Source organism: Luteimonas mephitis DSM 12574, assembly GCF_000422305.1.
GTDB classification, from domain to species: Bacteria; Pseudomonadota; Gammaproteobacteria; order Xanthomonadales; family Xanthomonadaceae; genus Luteimonas; species Luteimonas mephitis.
Genome location: NZ_KE383816.1, coordinates 616,295 through 632,980 on the forward strand (window position 1 = coordinate 616,295; position 16,686 = coordinate 632,980).

16 protein-coding genes are annotated in these 16,686 nt (G+C 69.0%); 4 read left to right on the plus strand and 12 right to left on the minus strand.

The features are described from left to right. Positions 1-122 precede the first annotated feature (122 nt). Genes cyoE through H570_RS0112885 form a run of 4 tightly spaced genes read right to left on the minus strand, consistent with a single transcriptional unit; the run spans position 123 to position 3,517 of the window. A complete protein-coding gene (gene cyoE, locus H570_RS0112870; protein WP_027081093.1) occupies positions 123-1,040 on the minus strand; it encodes a heme o synthase in 918 nt (305 codons plus the stop codon). Beyond that, on the minus strand, positions 1,040-2,218 hold the full coding sequence (locus tag H570_RS0112875; RefSeq protein ID WP_051176378.1) for a COX15/CtaA family protein: 1,179 nt from the start codon (positions 2,216-2,218) through the stop codon (positions 1,040-1,042). Before H570_RS0112875 ends, cyoE begins: the two co-directional genes overlap by 1 nt. A gap of 10 nt (positions 2,219-2,228) precedes the next feature. Continuing rightward, positions 2,229-2,792 (minus strand): hypothetical protein, encoded by a 564-nt coding sequence (locus H570_RS0112880; RefSeq protein ID WP_027081095.1) that lies wholly within the window; start codon positions 2,790-2,792, stop codon positions 2,229-2,231. Then, a complete protein-coding gene (locus tag H570_RS0112885) occupies positions 2,789-3,517 on the minus strand; it encodes an SURF1 family protein (protein ID WP_036136095.1) in 729 nt (242 codons plus the stop codon). Before H570_RS0112885 ends, H570_RS0112880 begins: the two co-directional genes overlap by 4 nt. 74 nt (positions 3,518-3,591) lie before the next feature. Here H570_RS0112885 and H570_RS0112890 point away from each other — a divergent pair, with 74 nt between their 5' ends. Beyond that, complete coding sequence (locus H570_RS0112890; RefSeq protein ID WP_027081097.1) at positions 3,592-3,810, plus strand: twin transmembrane helix small protein; 219 nt, start codon at positions 3,592-3,594, stop codon at positions 3,808-3,810. 166 nt (positions 3,811-3,976) lie between these two features. Here H570_RS0112890 and H570_RS0112895 read toward each other — a convergent pair whose 3' ends face one another. From H570_RS0112895 to coxB, 5 genes are all read right to left on the minus strand, one after another. Further along, complete coding sequence (locus H570_RS0112895; RefSeq protein ID WP_027081098.1) at positions 3,977-4,855, minus strand: cytochrome c oxidase subunit 3; 879 nt, start codon at positions 4,853-4,855, stop codon at positions 3,977-3,979. A 27-nt stretch (positions 4,856-4,882) separates the two neighbouring features. Next, a complete protein-coding gene (locus tag H570_RS0112900) occupies positions 4,883-5,488 on the minus strand; it encodes a cytochrome c oxidase assembly protein (protein ID WP_027081099.1) in 606 nt (201 codons plus the stop codon). Then, positions 5,485-5,634, minus strand: a complete 150-nt coding sequence (locus tag H570_RS18990) for a hypothetical protein (protein ID WP_156899974.1) — start codon at positions 5,632-5,634, stop codon at positions 5,485-5,487. Before H570_RS18990 ends, H570_RS0112900 begins: the two co-directional genes overlap by 4 nt. 5 nt (positions 5,635-5,639) lie before the next feature. Continuing rightward, on the minus strand, positions 5,640-7,265 hold the full coding sequence (ctaD, locus tag H570_RS0112910; RefSeq protein WP_027081100.1) for a cytochrome c oxidase subunit I: 1,626 nt from the start codon (positions 7,263-7,265) through the stop codon (positions 5,640-5,642). A gap of 61 nt (positions 7,266-7,326) precedes the next feature. Next, on the minus strand, positions 7,327-8,241 hold the full coding sequence (gene coxB, locus H570_RS0112915) for a cytochrome c oxidase subunit II (protein ID WP_245559611.1): 915 nt from the start codon (positions 8,239-8,241) through the stop codon (positions 7,327-7,329). 322 nt (positions 8,242-8,563) lie between these two features. Between coxB and putA the strand changes: the two genes are divergently transcribed. Continuing rightward, entirely contained in the window at positions 8,564-11,770 is a 3,207-nt protein-coding gene (putA, locus tag H570_RS0112920) for a bifunctional proline dehydrogenase/L-glutamate gamma-semialdehyde dehydrogenase PutA (RefSeq protein ID WP_051176423.1), read from the plus strand. A gap of 291 nt (positions 11,771-12,061) precedes the next feature. On the opposite strand, the gene H570_RS17560 is transcribed toward putA, so the two are convergent. Further along, a complete protein-coding gene (locus tag H570_RS17560) occupies positions 12,062-13,444 on the minus strand; it encodes an OmpP1/FadL family transporter (protein WP_051176379.1) in 1,383 nt (460 codons plus the stop codon). 215 nt (positions 13,445-13,659) lie between these two features. On the opposite strand from H570_RS17560, the gene H570_RS0112930 reads away from it, so the two are divergent. Both H570_RS0112930 and H570_RS0112935 read left to right on the plus strand, forming a co-directional pair. Next, positions 13,660-14,352 carry a rhomboid family intramembrane serine protease gene (locus H570_RS0112930; protein WP_027081103.1) on the plus strand — a complete coding sequence of 231 codons (693 nt, stop codon included), beginning with the start codon at positions 13,660-13,662 and terminating at the stop codon, positions 14,350-14,352. Between the two features lie 122 nt (positions 14,353-14,474). After that, on the plus strand, positions 14,475-14,795 hold the full coding sequence (locus H570_RS0112935) for a DUF1820 family protein (RefSeq protein ID WP_027081104.1): 321 nt from the start codon (positions 14,475-14,477) through the stop codon (positions 14,793-14,795). 102 nt (positions 14,796-14,897) lie between these two features. On the opposite strand, the gene fmt is transcribed toward H570_RS0112935, so the two are convergent. Both fmt and def read right to left on the minus strand, forming a co-directional pair. Beyond that, positions 14,898-15,818 (minus strand): methionyl-tRNA formyltransferase, encoded by a 921-nt coding sequence (gene fmt / locus H570_RS0112940; protein WP_027081105.1) that lies wholly within the window; start codon positions 15,816-15,818, stop codon positions 14,898-14,900. A 177-nt stretch (positions 15,819-15,995) separates the two neighbouring features. Further along, complete coding sequence (gene def / locus H570_RS0112945; RefSeq protein WP_027081106.1) at positions 15,996-16,511, minus strand: peptide deformylase; 516 nt, start codon at positions 16,509-16,511, stop codon at positions 15,996-15,998. Between the last annotated feature and the right edge of the window lie 175 nt (positions 16,512-16,686).

Here is a 16,686-nt window from a genome sequence, read left to right on the forward strand (position 1 = left end):
ACCGGCGCGTGCGGGCCGTGCCGCCCGGAGGCCATGGCTTCACTCGCGGGCGCTGGATCCTGTTCGCGGTAACAGCCCGCGGCTGAAACCGCAGCCGCAAGGGCCGCGGCGGTCGCGGTGGTTCAGGCCGGCACGAACTGCAGCGCCGCCGCCGGCTGCAGCCACGGCATCAGCCAGTGGTCGACCAGCAGGAACGCGAACAGCGCCATCAGGTACACCACCGAATAGTTGAACACGCGCATGGCGAAGAACTCGTCCGGCGGGTCCATCAGCTTCCATGCGTACCAGAGGAACATCACCCCGAGCACGACCGCGCCACCGAGGTAGAACCATCCGCTCATGCCGGCGATCGTCGGCAGCATCGTCACCACGAACAGCAGCACGGTGTAGAGCAGGATCTGCCAGCGCGTGTACTGCACGCCGTGGGTCACCGGCAGCATCGGCACCAGCGCGCGCGCGTAGTCGGCGCGGCGGAAGATCGCCAGCGCCCAGAAGTGCGGCGGCGTCCACACGAACACGATCAGCACCAGCAGCCAGGCGTAGGCCCAGTCCCACGGGCCCTGCATGTTGGTCACCGCGGCCCATCCCAGCAGCGGCGGCGCGGCGCCGGCGATGCCGCCGATCACGATGTTCTGTGGCGTCGCGCGCTTGAGGAAACCGGTGTAGATGATCGCGTAGCCGATCAGCGAGGCAAACGTCAGCGCCGCGGTCAGCGGGTTGACCAGCGCGATCAGGATCGTCATCGACGCCGCGCCGAGGAACACCGCGAACGCCAGCACCTGCGCCGGCTGCAGCGTACCGGTGGCCAGCGGCCGGTTGGCGGTGCGCACCATCACCTTGTCGATGCGCTGGTCGATCAGGTGGTTGATCGCCGCGGCCGACGCCGCGGCCAGCCAGATGCCGAGCAGCCCGAACACGCTCTCGCGCAGCGGCGGCAACCCGGGCCGGGCGAGGAACATCCCCACCACCGCGGTGAACACGATCAGCGACACCACCCGCGGCTTGGTCAGCTCCCAGTACTGGCCGGCGATCCCCTTCATCAGTCGATCGCCCGCAGCCGCGCCAGCAGCGACACCAGCACGAACAGCAGCAGCACCGCGCCGGCGTTGTGCGCCACCGCCACGTCCAGCGGCAGCGACAGCTTGACGTTGGCGATGCCCAGCGCGACCTGGGTGCAGGCCAGTAGCGCAAGCAACACCGCCCAGCCGCGCAGGCCCGGCGTGCGCAGCAGCCGCAGGGCGAGCGCGACCAGCGCGGTGAACGCCACCACCGCCATCATCCGGTGCGCCATCTGGATCGCGATGCGCGACGCGCCGTCGAGCACGCCGCCCTCGTAGTCCACGCCGATCCCGCGCCAGAGCACGAAGCCTTCGCGGAAATCATGCGGCGGCCACCACTGGCCCACGCATTTGGGGAAGTCGTTGGCGCAGGCCAGCGCGGCGTAGTTGGCGCTGGTCCAGCCGCCGAGCGCGATCTGCGCCGCCAGCAGCACCAGTACCACCACCACCCAGCGCCGCAGCAGCAGCGCGTCGGCCAGCCGGATCGGCGAATGCGTCGCCCGCCACGCCATCCACGTCAGCAGCGCGAACGTGGTCAGCCCGCCCAGCAGATGCCCCATCACCACGATCGGCTTGAGCAGCCAGGTCACCGTCCACATGCCCAGCAATGCCTGGAAGATGATCACCGCCAGGGTCAGTACGGCGGTGCGCGCCAGGTCGATGTTCGACCAGCGCAGCGCGGCGACCAGCAGGATCGCCTCGCCCGCAACCGCCAGCGCCGAGGCCGCAACGTGCATGCCGCGCATGTACAGCGGGATTGCCAGCGCCACCAGCACCGCGGCCGCGGCCACCTGCAGCACGCCGTGCGGGCGCCTGCGCGCGGCCAGCAGCGCCAGCACCAGCACCAGCACGCCAAGCGCACCGGCGATCATGCGGTGCAGCTGTTCGCGCCAAGCCTTGTGGATCTCGACCGGACGGATCGCGGTCGCGGCGTGGTCGGCCACGCCCTGGCTCGCTGCGGTGGGCCACGAGGCGCGGCCGTAGCAGGTCGGCCAGTCGGGACAGCTCAGGCCGGCGTTGGACAGGCGCACGAACGCGCCGAACACGATCACGCCCAGCGCGAGCGCAACCGCCAGCCAGGCGATGCGGTGGAAGTGCCGATACACCGTCGGCCTGGCATGGCCGATCGCGGTGCCCGGGGATTTCGCGTCTGCGTTCATCGGCAAGCGATCACATCAGTCTCAGCAGCTTCGCCACGTCAGCGCGCAGTCCACCCGGGTCGAAGCCCGGAGCGTAGCGCAGAATGACGAAGCCGTTCGGATCGACCACGTAGACCGGAACGCCGGCAGGATCGTCGACCCGCGGCAGCTTCGCACGCAGTGCCGGGTCCATGCGCAGCACGCGCGTGGCCGCGTTGCGCGTCGCGTCGGCCGGCGGCGCGCCGAGCCAGAGGATGTCGAGTTCGTCGGCCTTGTTGCCGAACAGGCGCCAGACCAGGTCGAGTTCGCGCGCCAGCTCGCGGCACGGATCGCCGCAGCCGGGCGGCGGCGCGACCAGCACGCGCCAGCGGCGCTCGGCCGGCTTCCATGCGTACTCGCCGCCGGCATCGAGCCGGGGCGTGAAATCGCGCAGGTCGGTCGGCGGCTGCAGCAGCTCGCCGTGGTTCTTCATCCCCGAAGGCTGCCAGCCGGAGAAGCGCAGCGCGCCGGCAACCAGCATGCCGCCGAGGAAGATCGCGATGACCGCGAAGAACGTAAGCCGGTTGCGTTTGCCCGCGGTTGCGTCGTTGCTCATGGCGTGGCCTTGTTCGTCTTGCGTTTGCGGAAAGTGAGCAGCAGCGCGATCACCAGCACCGCAGCGGCCAGTGCGAACCACTGCACCGCGTAGCCCAGGTGGCGTTCGGGCGGCAGCGTGTTGGGCAGCACGTCGAGGTCGCGCGCGTAGCCCAGCGGCGCGGCGGGGTCGAGCTTGAGCACGCGCGGTGCCAGCCCGGGCTGGTGCAGCTGGTCACGCAGTCCAGCCGCATCAAGCCCGGTGGCCAGCACCTGCCCGCCGGACTGCGGCACGGCCACGGCGGCAAGGATGCCGTGCGACGGCGGCGGCGCCAGCAGGCCGGCGAGACGCAGCTCACCGGGCGGGCGCGACACCACCGGCAGCTTGCGGTCGCCGGGCAGCGGCAGCCACCCCAGCTCCACCAGCAGCGGCGCGGCGCCCGGCGCCGACGGCTGGAACACCCGGTAGGCGCGCACGCCGGGGCGGTCGTCGCGCTGCTGGTTGTCGAGCAGTACCGCCGGCGCATCGACGAAACGGCCGGCACCGGCCGCCCAGTCGTAGTCGCGTTCGCGCGCGATATCGCCGGCGACCGCCAGCGGGCGCGGCGTGCGCAGGTCCAGCACCTGCTGGACGGCGTCGAGCATCGCCTGCTTCTCATGCATGCGCCCGAGCTGCCAGGCGCCGAGCGAACACAGCCCGCCCGCCACCAGCACGGCCAGCAGCCACCAACCGACCATGTTGCGCATGGCGCTCACGCGCACCGGCCCCGCGCCTGCGATAATCCGTTCATGCGCCCGCCGCGCCGATCCCGGAGACCGACATGAACGATTCGCTGAAAACCCTGCTGATCGTTGCCTTCCTGCTGGTCATCCTGTGGAACCTCGGCGCGGGCCTGTATTACATGCTGGTCGACAAGGGACAGACCAAGCGCACCGTGAACGCGCTGACCAGGCGCATTGCGCTGTCGGTCGCACTGATCCTGCTGGTCGTCCTGGCAATCTGGATGGGCTGGATCACGCCGCACGGCATCCAGGGCTGACAGCGTCGCCGCTGGCGCACCGGCGGGTTGGCGTTCCCTCCTTCCCCTTCAAGGGAAAGGCCGGGATGGGATCGGGTCTTGCCGGGGCATCCAGGGAAATCCATCCCCGCCCACGCCCTCCCCGTGAAAGGAAGGGGAACCGGAACGCGGCTACGCCGCGCGCGCCTTACAGCACGTAGACGAACAGGAACAGGCCCAGCCACACCACGTCGACGAAGTGCCAGTACCACGCCACCGCTTCGAACGCGAAGTGGTCGTCCTTGCTGAAGTGGCCCTTGGCGCAGCGCAGCCAGATGATCGCCAGCATGATCGTGCCGAGGGTCACGTGCGCGCCATGGAAGCCGGTCAGCATGAAGAACGTCGAGCCGTAGATGCCCGAACCCAGGGTCAGGTTCAGCTCCGAATAGGCATGCATGTACTCCTCGACCTGGAAGAACAGGAACGTGCAGCCCAGCAGCACGGTCAGGCCCAGGAACACCAGCAGCTGCTTGCGATGGCCGGCCTTGAGCGCGTGGTGCGCGATGGTCACGGTCACGCCCGACGTCAGCAGGATCAGGGTGTTGAGCAGTGGCAGGCCCCAGGCCGGGATGGTCTGGAAGTGGCCGCCGACCTGCCCCGGGCCGCTGCTCGGCCATGCCGCGCTGAAGCCGTCCCAGAGCAGCGCATTGGTCATCACGCCGTCGCCGGCGCCGCCCAGCCACGGCAGCGCGTACTGGCGGGCGTAGAACAGCGCGCCGAAGAACGCGCCGAAGAACATCACCTCGGAGAAGATGAACCACACCATCCCCATCCGGAACGAGCCGTCGACCTGCTTGTTGTAGTAGCCGGACACCGACTCGAGGATCACGTCGGCAAACCACTTGAACAGGATCGCGATCAACCCGGCGATGCCGACGAAGAACATCGTCTTGCCGTAGCTGGCCTCATTGAACCAGCTGGCCAGCCCGTACATCGTGACGAACAGGGCCACCGACGCGAACACCGGCCAGCGGCTGTGGTGCGGCACGAAGTAGGCGTTGGGATCGTAGGTCTGGGCTTGGGCCATGGTGGTCTTCCGTTGGAACCAGTGGTGTCAGGGTGCCGCGCGCGAGCCGACGGCCGAACCCGCCGGCGCCGCCTCGAGCTGCGCGGTCAACTCGTTGTTCTTGAAGAACGTGTAGGACAGGGTGATGGTGTGGATGTTGTCGGGCAGGTCCGGCGCGACGATGAAGCGCACCGGCATGTCGCGCGCCTCGCCGGCGGCCAACGTCTGCGCGGTGAAGCAGAAGCATTCGGTCTTGCTGAAATAGCCCGACGCGCGCGCCGGCGCGATCGAGGGCACCGCGTTGCCGACGATGGCGCGCTGGCCGTCGTTGCGGGCAAAGAACATCGTGTCGTACTGCTGCCCGGGGCGCACCTGCATGGTCGCCTGCTCGGGACGGAACGACCACGGCAGCTTCGAGTTCACCCCGCCGTCGAACTGCACGGTGATCACGCGATCCGACTTGCGCGCCTCGAGGGCGGCGGCACGCTCGCCACCGATCGCGCCCTGCTCCACGCGGATGCCGAACACCTTCTCGCAGGCGATGCGGTACATCGGCACCAGCGAGAAGGTGAAGGCGAACGCGGCGAACGCCACGCCCACCATCTTGACCGTGCCGCGGCCGTTGCGCTTCTGCTTGTCGTCCGCCGCGCTCACGTCGCCAGCACCCCGCTGAGGATGAAGCCGATGTAGATCACCGCCGCGATCGCCGCCACCACCAGCGCGGTGCGACGCACGCCGTGGCGGCGCGCGTTGTCCTCGCTGCGGTGGTCGGGGGACGTCATGGCCAGGTCGCTCGTCACGTCACTCAGTGGGTGATGTCGCCGTGCGCCAGGTCGCCATCGCGGATCACCGGCGGCAAGGTGAAGGTGTGGTGCGGGGCCGGCGACGGCACCGTCCACTCCAGGCCCTTGGCGCCTTCCCAGACGCGCTCGGTGGCCTTGGCGCCATGGCGCTTGGAGTGCCACAGGATCGCGAACATCAGGAACGGGGTGATGAACATGCCGAACGCGCCGATCGAGCTGACCAGGTTCCAGTCCGCGAACACCACGTTGTAGTCGGGGATGCGGCGCGGCATGCCGGCCAGGCCCAGGAAGTGCTGCGGGAAGAACAGCAGGTTGACGAACACCAGCGTCCACCAGAAGTGGAACTTGCCCCAGAACTCGTTGTACATGCGGCCGGTCCACTTCGGCCACCAGTAGTAGATCGCGGCGATGATCGCGAACAGCGCGCCGGTGACCAGCACGTAGTGGAAGTGCGCGACCACGAAGTAGGTGTCGTGGTACTGGAAGTCGGCCGGCACGATCGCCAGCATCAGGCCGGAGAAGCCGCCGATCGCGAACAGCACCACGAACGCCAGCGACCACAGCATCGGCGTCTCGAACGTCAGCGAGCCCTTCCACATGGTGCTGACCCAGTTGAAGATCTTCACGCCCGTGGGCACCGAGATCAGCATGGTCGCGAACATGAAGTAGATCTCGCCGCCCAGCGGCATGCCCACGGCGAACATGTGGTGGGCCCACACGATGAAGCTCAGGAACGCGATGCAGGCCAGCGCGTAGACCATCGCCTGGTAGCCGAACAGCGGCTTGCGCGAGAACGTCGGGATGATCTCGCTGACGATGCCGAACGCCGGCAGGATCATGATGTAGACCTCGGGGTGCCCGAAGAACCAGAAGATGTGCTGGTACATCACCGGGTCGCCGCCGCCGGCCGCGTTGAAGAACGAGGTGCCGAAGAACTTGTCGGTGAGCAGCATCGTCACCGCGCCGGCCAGCACCGGCATCACCGCGATCAGCAGGAACGCGGTGATCAGCCAGCTCCAGGTGAACAGCGGCATCTTCAGCAGGTCCATGCCCGGCGCGCGCATGTTCAGCACGGTGGCGATGATGTTGATCGCGCCCATGATCGAGCTGATGCCCATCATGTGCACCGCAAAGATGGTGAACGCGACGTTGGCGCCGCCCTGCAGCATCAGCGGCGGGTACATGGTCCAGCCGCCGGCGGGCGCGCCGCCCGGCAGGAACAACGTACCCAGCAGCATGATGAAAGCGAACGGCAGGATCCAGAACGACCAGTTGTTCATGCGCGGCAGCGCCATGTCCGGCGCGCCGATCTGCAGCGGGATCATCCAGTTACCCAGGCCGACGAAGGCCGGCATGATCGCGCCGAAGATCATCACCAGCGCGTGCATGGTGGTCATCTGGTTGAAGAACTCGGGATCGACCAGCTGCAGGCCGGGGATCGCCAGCTCGCTGCGGATCACCACCGAGAACGCCGCGCCGATGATGGCCATCGTGAAGCTGAAGAGCAGGTAGAGCGTGCCGATGTCCTTGTGGTTGGTCGAGAAGAACCAACGGTCGACGAAACTCTGCTTGTGGCCGTGGTCGTCGTGGGCCTGGGAGCCGTCTGCGGCTGCGGGATACGTGGACATGTGCTGCCTACCTCGGGTGTGCTTGTCTGTCAGCGTGTGGTTGCGGCTGGCGTTCGGCCGGTCAGCCTGCCGGGGCGGCGGCGGGCTGCGGGATCACCTGCGCGGTCGCGGGGGCGGCTTCGGCCTGTTCGGGCGCAGCCTCGGCCGGGGCGGGCGCGGGCGCGGGCGCGGGCGCGGCGACCGGCGCCGGGGCGTTGCCCGCCTTCTGCGCTGCCAGCCACTGCCGGTATTCGGCCTTCGGCACGGCCTTGACCACGATCGGCATGAAGCCGTGGTCCTTGCCGCACAGCTCGGCGCACTGGCCGCGGTAGATGCCGGGCTTCTGGATGTCGGCCCAGGCCTCGTTGACGATGCCGGGGATCGCGTCCTGCTTCCAGCCCAGCGCCGGCACCCACCAGGAGTGGATGACGTCGTCGGCGGTGATCACGAAGCGGACCTTGGTGTCGACCGGCAGCACCAGCATGTTGTCGACTTCGAGCAGGTAGTGCGGGGACTGCTCGATGGTCGGGCGCGCGCCGCTCTGGCGGATGCGGTCGCTGTCGCGGGCAAGGCGGCTGGTGAAGGCCACGTCCTCGCCCAGGTATTCGTACTTCCACATCCACTGGAAACCGGTGACCTTGACCGTCATCTCCGAATCGCGGGTGTCGTACATCTCGATCAGCTTGGTGGTGGCCGGCCAGGACATCCCGATCAGCAGCAGCACCGGGATGATCGTCCAGATCACCTCGGCGGTGGTGTTGTGGGTGAACGTGGCGGCGACCGCGCCCTTGGACTTGCGGAAGGCGAAGATCGCGTAGGCCATCGCCGCGAACACCAGCACGCCGATGCCGACGCAGATCCACAGCGCCAGCATGTGGGCGTCGTAGGCGTGCCCGGACAGCGTGGTCACGCCGCGGCCCATGTTGAGCTGCCATTCCACCGGGTCGGCGGACTGCGCGAACACGCTGGCGGACGATCCGAGCATGCCCAGGCCCATCGCGTATCGGGACAGGGCCCACGGCTTGGTGCGCATTTGTTTCAGCTGACCGGCTTGCATCACATCGAACCCCGAATGCCTCGTTGGCGTCATGGCTGGCGAGTACGCGACCGATCCCGCACGCGGCCCGGAGAGGGCCAGGAAACGTGCGCAGGGCCGGTGGCGGGCTGCGGATAACCTCCAAATGGTAGCTGCGACCGGCGTTTGCGGGCAAGCAATGGCGCGCGGCGGCGTGCCGGTCCACACAGCGTCCCGGCTGTTCGCACGCGCGCGCAAGGCCTAGAATCGCCGGCCTTACGTGCCCGGGTGCCCCGTGACCGCCATCCTGTCTCCAGAACTTCCGCCGCCGCCGGCTCCGCTGCGCGCGGCCATCACCGCGGCCTGGAGCCGCGATGAAGCTGAACATGTGCGCGAAATGCTGGCGCAGGCGCGCCAGCCGCATCCCGGATGGGGCGACGCCGACCGAGCGGCGATCCAGGCCACCGCCGCCGACCTGGTCGGCCGGGTCCGCGCCCGCGCCGCCGACCAGGGGGCGATCGAGGCCTTCATGCGCCAGTACGACCTGGGCAGCGAAGAAGGCGTGCTGCTGATGTGCGTGGCCGAGGCGCTGCTGCGCATTCCGGACCAGGGCACGGCCGACCGCCTGATCCGCGACAAGCTCGGCGAGGCCGACTGGAAGCGCCACATGGGCCAGTCCGACTCGGTGCTGGTCAACGCCTCCACCTGGGGCCTGATGCTGACCGGGCACCTGGTGGACCTGGCCGACGACACCCGCCGCGACGTCCACAACGCCTTCAAGCGGCTGGTCGGGCGGGTCGGCGAGCCGGTGATCCGCCTCGCGGTGCGGCAGGCGATGAAGATCATGGGCCACCAGTTCGTGATGGGCCGCAGCATCGCCGAGGCGCTGGCGCGCGCGCGCAAGGGCGCCAACGCCGCGTATCGCTATTCGTACGACATGCTCGGCGAAGCCGCGCTGACCCAGCACGACGCCGACCGCTACCTCGAGGCCTACGGCAGCGCGATCGACGCGATCGGCCAGAGCGGGCAGTTCGCCGACGAGATCACCGCGCCGTCGATCTCGGTCAAGCTGTCCGCGCTGCATCCGCGCTACGAGCACGCCAAGCGCGCGCGGGTGCTGGCCGAACTCGCGCCGCGCCTGCTCGGCCTGGCCCAGCGCGCGAAGCGCTACCGCATCGGCATGACCATCGACGCCGAGGAAGCCGACCGCCTGGAACTGTCGCTGGACGTGATCGAGGCGGCGTGGTCGGATCCCTCGCTGGCAGGCTGGAACGGTTTCGGCATCGTCGTGCAGGCCTACCAGAAGCGCGCGCCGTACGTGATCGACTGGATCGCCGACCTCGCCCGCCGCCACGGCCGCCGGATCCCGGTGCGGCTGGTCAAGGGCGCGTACTGGGACAGCGAGATCAAGCGCGCCCAGGTCGACGGCGTGGGCGGCTACCCGGTGTTCACCCGCAAGCCCAACACCGACGTGTCCTACCAGGCCAACGCGCGCCGCATGCTCGCGGCCACCGACGCGATCTACCCGATGTTCGCCACCCACAACGCGCAGACCATCGCCGCGATCCACCGCCTGGCGCGGGTGATGCTCGGCGGCGCGCGCGACGGCGACGGCTTCCGCTACGAGTTCCAGAAGCTGCACGGCATGGGCGACGACCTGTATGCCGAGGTCATCCCGGCCGACCGCCTCGACGTGCCCTGCCGGGTCTACGCACCGGTCGGCTCGCACGAGGACCTGTTGCCGTACCTGGTCCGGCGCCTGCTGGAGAACGGCGCCAACTCCAGCTTCGTCAACCGCATCACCGACGAGGACGTCGCCATCGACGACCTGATCCGCGACCCGGTCGAGACCGTGGCCGCGTTCGACGAAATCCCGCACCCCCGCATTCCGCTGCCGGCCGAGCTGTACCGCAGCGCAGGCTTCGAAAGGACCAATTCCATGGGCGCCAACCTTGCCAACGACGATCAACTGCGCGCGCTGGCCGAGCAGGTCAACGCCGCCGCCGCCACCGCGTGGCGCGCCACGCCGCTGGTGCCCGGCGCCAGCGTGTCCGGACCCGACATCGCGGTGACCAATCCTGCCGACCGTCGCCAGACCGTCGGCCAGTGGCAGGCCGCCGACGCGGCCACCGTGGAGAAGGCGCTGGCCAACGCGGTCGCCGCGCAGCCGGCCTGGGACCGCACGCCCGCGGCCTCGCGCGCGGCGATCCTCGAACACGCCGCCGACCTCATGGAACAGCGCATGCCGCAGTACATCGCGCTGTGCACGAAGGAAGCCGGCAAGACCATTCCCGACGGCGTCGCCGAGGTGCGCGAGGCGGTCGACTTCCTGCGCTACTACGCCGGGCAGGCGCGCCAGCAGTTCACGGTCGACGCGCTGCCGGGCCCGACCGGCGAATCCAACACCCTGCAGCTCGCCGGGCGCGGCGTGTTCGTCTGCATCAGCCCGTGGAACTTCCCGCTGGCGATCTTCAGCGGCCAGATCGCCGCCGCGCTCGCCGCCGGCAACGCGGTGGTCGCCAAGCCGGCCGAGCAGACCAACCTCGTCGGCTATTACGCGGTGAAGCTGCTGCACGAGGCCGGCGTGCCGGAAGCCGTGCTGCAGTTCGTCCCCGGCGACGGCGCCACCGTCGGCGCCGCGCTGACCGCCGACCCGCGCGTGGCCGGCGTCGCCTTCACCGGCTCCACCGACACCGCGCGCGCGATCAACCGCGCGCTGGCCGCGCGCGACGCCGCGATCGGCGTGCTGATCGCCGAAACCGGCGGCCAGAACGCGCTGATCGCCGACTCCTCGGCGCTGCCGGAACAGCTGGTCAAGGATGCGCTGGCCTCGGCCTTCACCTCCGCCGGCCAGCGCTGCTCCGCCGCGCGCGTGCTGTTCGTGCAGGACGACATCGCCGACAAGGTGATCGGCATGCTCGCCGGCGCGATGGCCGAACTGACCGTCGGCGATCCCGGCCTGCTGTCGACCGACGTCGGCCCGGTGATCGACACCGACGCACTCAAGCTGCTCGAGGCGCACGCGGCGAAGATGGAAGGCGTCGCCAGGCCGATCGCGACCGCGGCCATGCCCGGTGACGGCAGCGGCGACGCCGTCGCCCACGGCACCTTCTTCGCCCCGCGCGCATGGGAGCTGCAGTCGCTGTCGCAGCTGACCCGCGAGAACTTCGGCCCGGCGCTGCACGTGATCCGCTGGAAGGCCGACGAGATCGACCAGGTCGTCGATGCGATCAACGCCACCGGCTACGGGCTGACCCTGGGCATCCACTCGCGCATCGACGAGACCATCGAACGCATCGTCGCGCGCGCCAACGTCGGCAACGTCTACGTCAACCGCAACCAGATCGGCGCGGTGGTCGGGGTGCAGCCGTTCGGCGGCCAGAAGCTGTCCGGCACCGGCCCCAAGGCCGGCGGCCCGCACTACCTGCCGCGCTTCGCCACCGAGAAGACCGTGTCGGTCAACACCACCGCCGCCGGCGGCAACGCCTCGCTGCTCACGCTCGGCGAGTAAGCGGCTCGCGACGCATCACGTCGTCGCATGCGGACGGACGCCCGCCACGCTGCAGCGGGCCCGCAGGAGCGCCCCATGGGCGCGACAGATGTTCCGAAAAGCGATCGCGCCCATGGGCGCTCCTACCGCGGGGCGGGTTTGATCCCGATGGCGACGGCGCAGGTCGGGGCTACGCCCCCGACGCCTTGGCCCCATATGGCGTAAAGCCGTCGGGGGCGTAGCCCCGACCTGCGGCAAGCCACAAAAAAACCCCGCCGAAGCGGGGCTTTTTGTTGTTGCGTGAAGCGCGGATCAGAAGCGGTACTGCGCCGAGATGCCGTAGTTGTCCGCGCCGCCGTCGTACTTGCCGCTGATGTACGAGCCGCTCGACGAGGCGATGCCGATGACCGGGGTATCGGCCAGCTGGATCCGCGAGTAGCTGGCGGTGATGTCCAAGCTGTCGCTCACCGCCCAGGTTGCGCCCAGCGAGTACCACATGCGGTCCTGGTCGGGCATGCGCGGGGTGCGGTGCGGCAGGCTGACCGGCGAGTCGTCGCGGGCGACGCCGCCGCGCACGGTCCAGCGCTCGTTCAACTTGTACTCGGCGCCGACCGAGTAGAACCAGCTGTCCTTCCAGCTGTAGTCCTCGGCCGCGTCGGGCTGCACCGGGTTGTCGAACTCGATGCGGATTTCCTTCAGCGAATCCCAGCCGGCCAAGGTGGCTTCGGCCATCAGGGTCAGCTTGTCGGTGGCATCCCAGGTGGCACTGAAGGTGTCGGTGCTGGGCAGCGTGAGCTTGGCGCCTGCCGGTCCGCTGGTGTACGCGCCGCCGGCGGTGATGAACGCGGCGGTGCCGGGCACGGTGAAGGTCGCGGTGCCACGGACTTCATGGTCGACCTCGGAACGGTGCGAATAGCCGAACGACAGGCTGTCGGTCGGACGCCAGTTCATGCCGAGGATCCAGCCGAAGGTGTTGTCGGTACCGTTCACCGACACCTTGCCGTCCTGCTTCTGCGGGCCGTACGGGCCGGTCACCGGGTTGGGCATGAAGCACAGCGGCTGGGTCTGCGGATTGGCGCAGATGCCGCTGCCGAAGTCGATGGCGTTGGACAGGGTCACGTCGGAGTGCTCGTAGATCAGCCCGGCGCCGACCGAGAAGCGGTCGCTCAGGTCGAGCGAGGCGGCCAGGGTCAGGTCGATGATCTTCACGTCCGACTTGATCGCGTGGTAGCGGCCGACCCAGTTGTCGTCGTACTCGGTCTTCAGGCCGAACGGCGCGCTGATCATGGCGCCGAGGGTCACGTATTCGAACTGGCCGCTGAGCGGCATGATGAACGACATGGCCGGAACCGCGTTGAGGCCGCCGGCGTCGCCGCCGTTGCCACCGGTCAGCGGCTGCGCAAGCGGCGAACCCGCCGCGGCCTGGCCACCACCGGTGAACTTGAACGACAGGTCGATCGCGGTCATGTCGGCCTGGAAGGTGTTCTTGTCGAACGTCGACATGACCGCCGGGTTGTTGGCGACCACCGAGGCATCGCCCTTCGCGGACGCGGCGCCGGCCATCGAGCGGCCCTGGGCCTTGACGCTGTTTTCCTTCAGCAGGAAGGCGGCGGCGTGGGCCTGGGTGAAGGCCATGGCGCCGGCAATGCCGAGCGCAAGGGCGGTGATCTGGATGAGGCGGGGATGGGTCTGCATTGCTGGGTCTCTCTCCGTAGACAGGTTTCGGGTACGCCGCGTGGCATGGGCGATGTCCCCCGCCCTGGCCAGCCCTGCCGGAAGCCCCCTCCCGACCGACGACGCGGGGGCACTATACCGTGGCGTGTGGACGCGTGCGCAAGCGTCCACGTCAAGTGTGGCGCACTCCGGCCAACCGGGTATCTTGGCCCCGGCTGCCGCTACCGAACCTGCAGATGTTCGTCTCCATTCCCACCCGCCAGCGCCAGCAGTTGCGCTGGGCCACGCCGACCCTGGTGGCCATGCTGTGGCTGGCCTTCCTGTGGGCCAGCACCCGGCCGGGCGGGCAACAGCGGGCCCTGCTGCTCGAATGGGGGGCGCTGAGCGGCGGCCAGCTGCCGGCGGACATCCTGCGCTCGTGGGCGGATGGCGAGCACTGGCTGCGCCTGTTCACGGCCCTGTTCCTGCACGCCGACTGGGCCCACCTGCTGGGCAACCTGGTGTTCCTGCTGATCTTCGGCCTGCCCGCCGAGCGGGTAATGGGGCCGTGGCGGTTCCTGCTGCTGTTCCTGGTCGGCGGCTGCCTGGCCAATTTCGTCGCGGTGCTGGCGATCGGCAGCCCGGATCGCCTGATCATCGGCGCCAGCGGCGCGGTCTCGGCGGTGATCGGCGCGTACCTGGCGCTGTTCCCCAATGCGCGCCTGGGCGTGGTGCTGCCGCTGGGATTGTTCCTCGAGTTCGTGCGCGCGCCGGCCTCGCTGCTGATCGGGATCTGGGCGCTGCTGCAGGTGGTCTTCGCCTACATCGGCCCGGCCTTCGGCGCCGTGGCCTGGGCGGCGCACATCTCCGGCTTCGCGTTCGGCATCGTGTTCGCGCTGCTGGCGCGCAGGGGCATCGCGCGGCGGCTGCGGAAGCTGAAGGGGTATTGAGGAAGAGTCGGGATTGGGGATTGGGGATTGGGGATTGGGAAAAGTCGCAATCGGACCGAGTTGTGCGACGAACCGTTCTTGCGAATCCCGAATCCCGAATACCGGCGCCTTATAATCCCGCTATGTCCAGGTCCCTGTACAAAATCGTCTTCCACAACCACGGCAAGGTCTACGAGCTGTATGCACGGCACGTGGCCGCGAGCGGGATCTGGGGTTTCACCGAAGTCGGCGAGCTGGTGTTCGACGTGCACGGCGGCGTGGTGGTCGACCCTACCGAGGAGCGGCTGCAGGCCGAGTTCGGCAACACCCGCGTGCTGCACCTGCCGCTGCAGAGCATCGTGCGCGTGGAGGAAGTCGAGAAGAAAGGGCAGTCGGCGATCCGCGACGCCGAATCCGGCGAGCGCGTGGTGACCCCCTTCCCGCTGCCGTCCAAGCCGCGCTGACGCCGCAACCGGCTTTGGTCGCAATCGTGGCGATCCGCGGAAAATCGCGGCTTGCAGGAACCAGCACCACCATCCCCGCATTCGGGCCGGGCGCGGGCCGGCCTAGGACCGCTGCAAGTCGCGCCGCGCGTTGAGGAAATCCGCGGCGGTAATCGCCTTGCCGCCCTCGCGCTGCAGCGTGCGGATGCGCAGCGCGCCTTGGCCGCAGGCGACATCCAGGCCATCGCGGCCGGCGGCCAGCAGGCTCCCGGGCGCGGCGCCGTGGTCAAGCGCCAGCGCGGTCGCGGCATGGATGCGCAGGCGCTCGCCTGCCACCATCGCCTCGGCCATCGGCCACGGGTTGAAGGCGCGCACCTTGTTCGCCAGCACTGCTGCCGGCTGCGACCAGTCCAGCTTTGCTTCGGCCTTGTCGAGCTTGTGCGCATAGGTCACGCCCTCGGCGGGCTGCGGCCGCGGCACCGGGCGCATGCCCGCGCGCAGCAGGCCGAGGCCGTCGGCCAGCGTCTGCGCGCCGAGCGCGGCGAGGCGGTCATGGAGCTGGCCGCCGTTTTCATCGGCGCCGATGGCCAGCGACTGCGACAGCAGCACCGGCCCGGTGTCCAGGCCGGCTTCCATCTGCATCAGGCACACACCGGTCTGCGCATCGCCGGCTTCGATCGCGCGCTGGATCGGCGCCGCGCCGCGCCAGCGCGGCAGCAGGGATGCGTGCACGTTCCAGCAGCCGAACTTCGGGATCGCGAGGATCTTCGGCGGCAGGATCAAACCGTAGGCGACCACCACCAGCAGGTCCGGCTGCAGCGCGGCCAGCGCGTCGCGGGAGATCTGCGACTTCAGCGATTCGGGTTGCAGCACCGGGATGCCCCGTTCGATTGCGGCGCGCTTGACCGGCGACGGCGCCAGCACCCGGCCGCGGCCGGCGGGGCGGTCGGGCTGGGTATAGACGGCCACCACTTCCTGGCGGCTGGCGGCGGCGATCAGCGAAGGTACGGCGAATTCGGGCGTACCGGCGAAGACGAGTCTCATGGGTGTCGGGATCAGGGATTGGGGATTGGGGATTCGGAAAAGCGGGTGGGACTCACGCCATTGGCGTCACTGGCGACGAACGGGGTTCTCGAACGGGCAATCCGCGCAAACGACACTCCCGGGCGCGGCAGGCATCGCATCGCGCGGGCGCTCTTCCGAATCCCCAATCCCTAATTCCTAATCCCGGCTTTTCCGCAGCTTGTCGTACTTCTTCAACGCCCGGTCGCGCTTGAGCGGCGACAGGTAGTCGATGAACAGCTTGCCGTCGAGATGGTCGACCTCGTGCTGCACGCAGGTCGCCAGCAGGTCGTCGACTTCGAGCACGAACGTCTTGCCGTGGCGGTCCAGCGCCTCGACCTCGATGCCGTCGGCGCGGGTCACGTCGGCATAGATGCCGGGGATCGACAGGCAGCCTTCCTGGTGCTCGCGCAGCTGCTCGGTGCGGCGGCGGATCACCGGGTTGATGAACACCAGCGGCTGGTCGCGGCCTTCGCTGACGTCGATGACCATGAAGCGCTCGTGCACGTCGACCTGGGTCGCGGCCAGGCCGATGCCGGGCGCGATGTACATGGTCTCGAACATGTCGTCGAGCAGGCGCTGGAACTGGGGAGTGGCGATGCGCTCGACATCCAGGGCGCCGGCGACGTTGCGCAGGCGCGGATGCGGCAGTTCGAGGATCGGAAGCAGGGGCATTGGGTGGCGTTCTGGAGGTGTGTACGGTGGGTTCGGTCGGGTCCGGGACCGGCGGAACGAGTCCGACGCCGATCATCGAAGCCCAAAGGGTGGCATCGGTCACAACCGCGAGCCAGAGCTTGAATTGTAGCCCTCGCAGGCTTGCGTGGGGCCGGGTTTTGTAGGCTATAGTGCC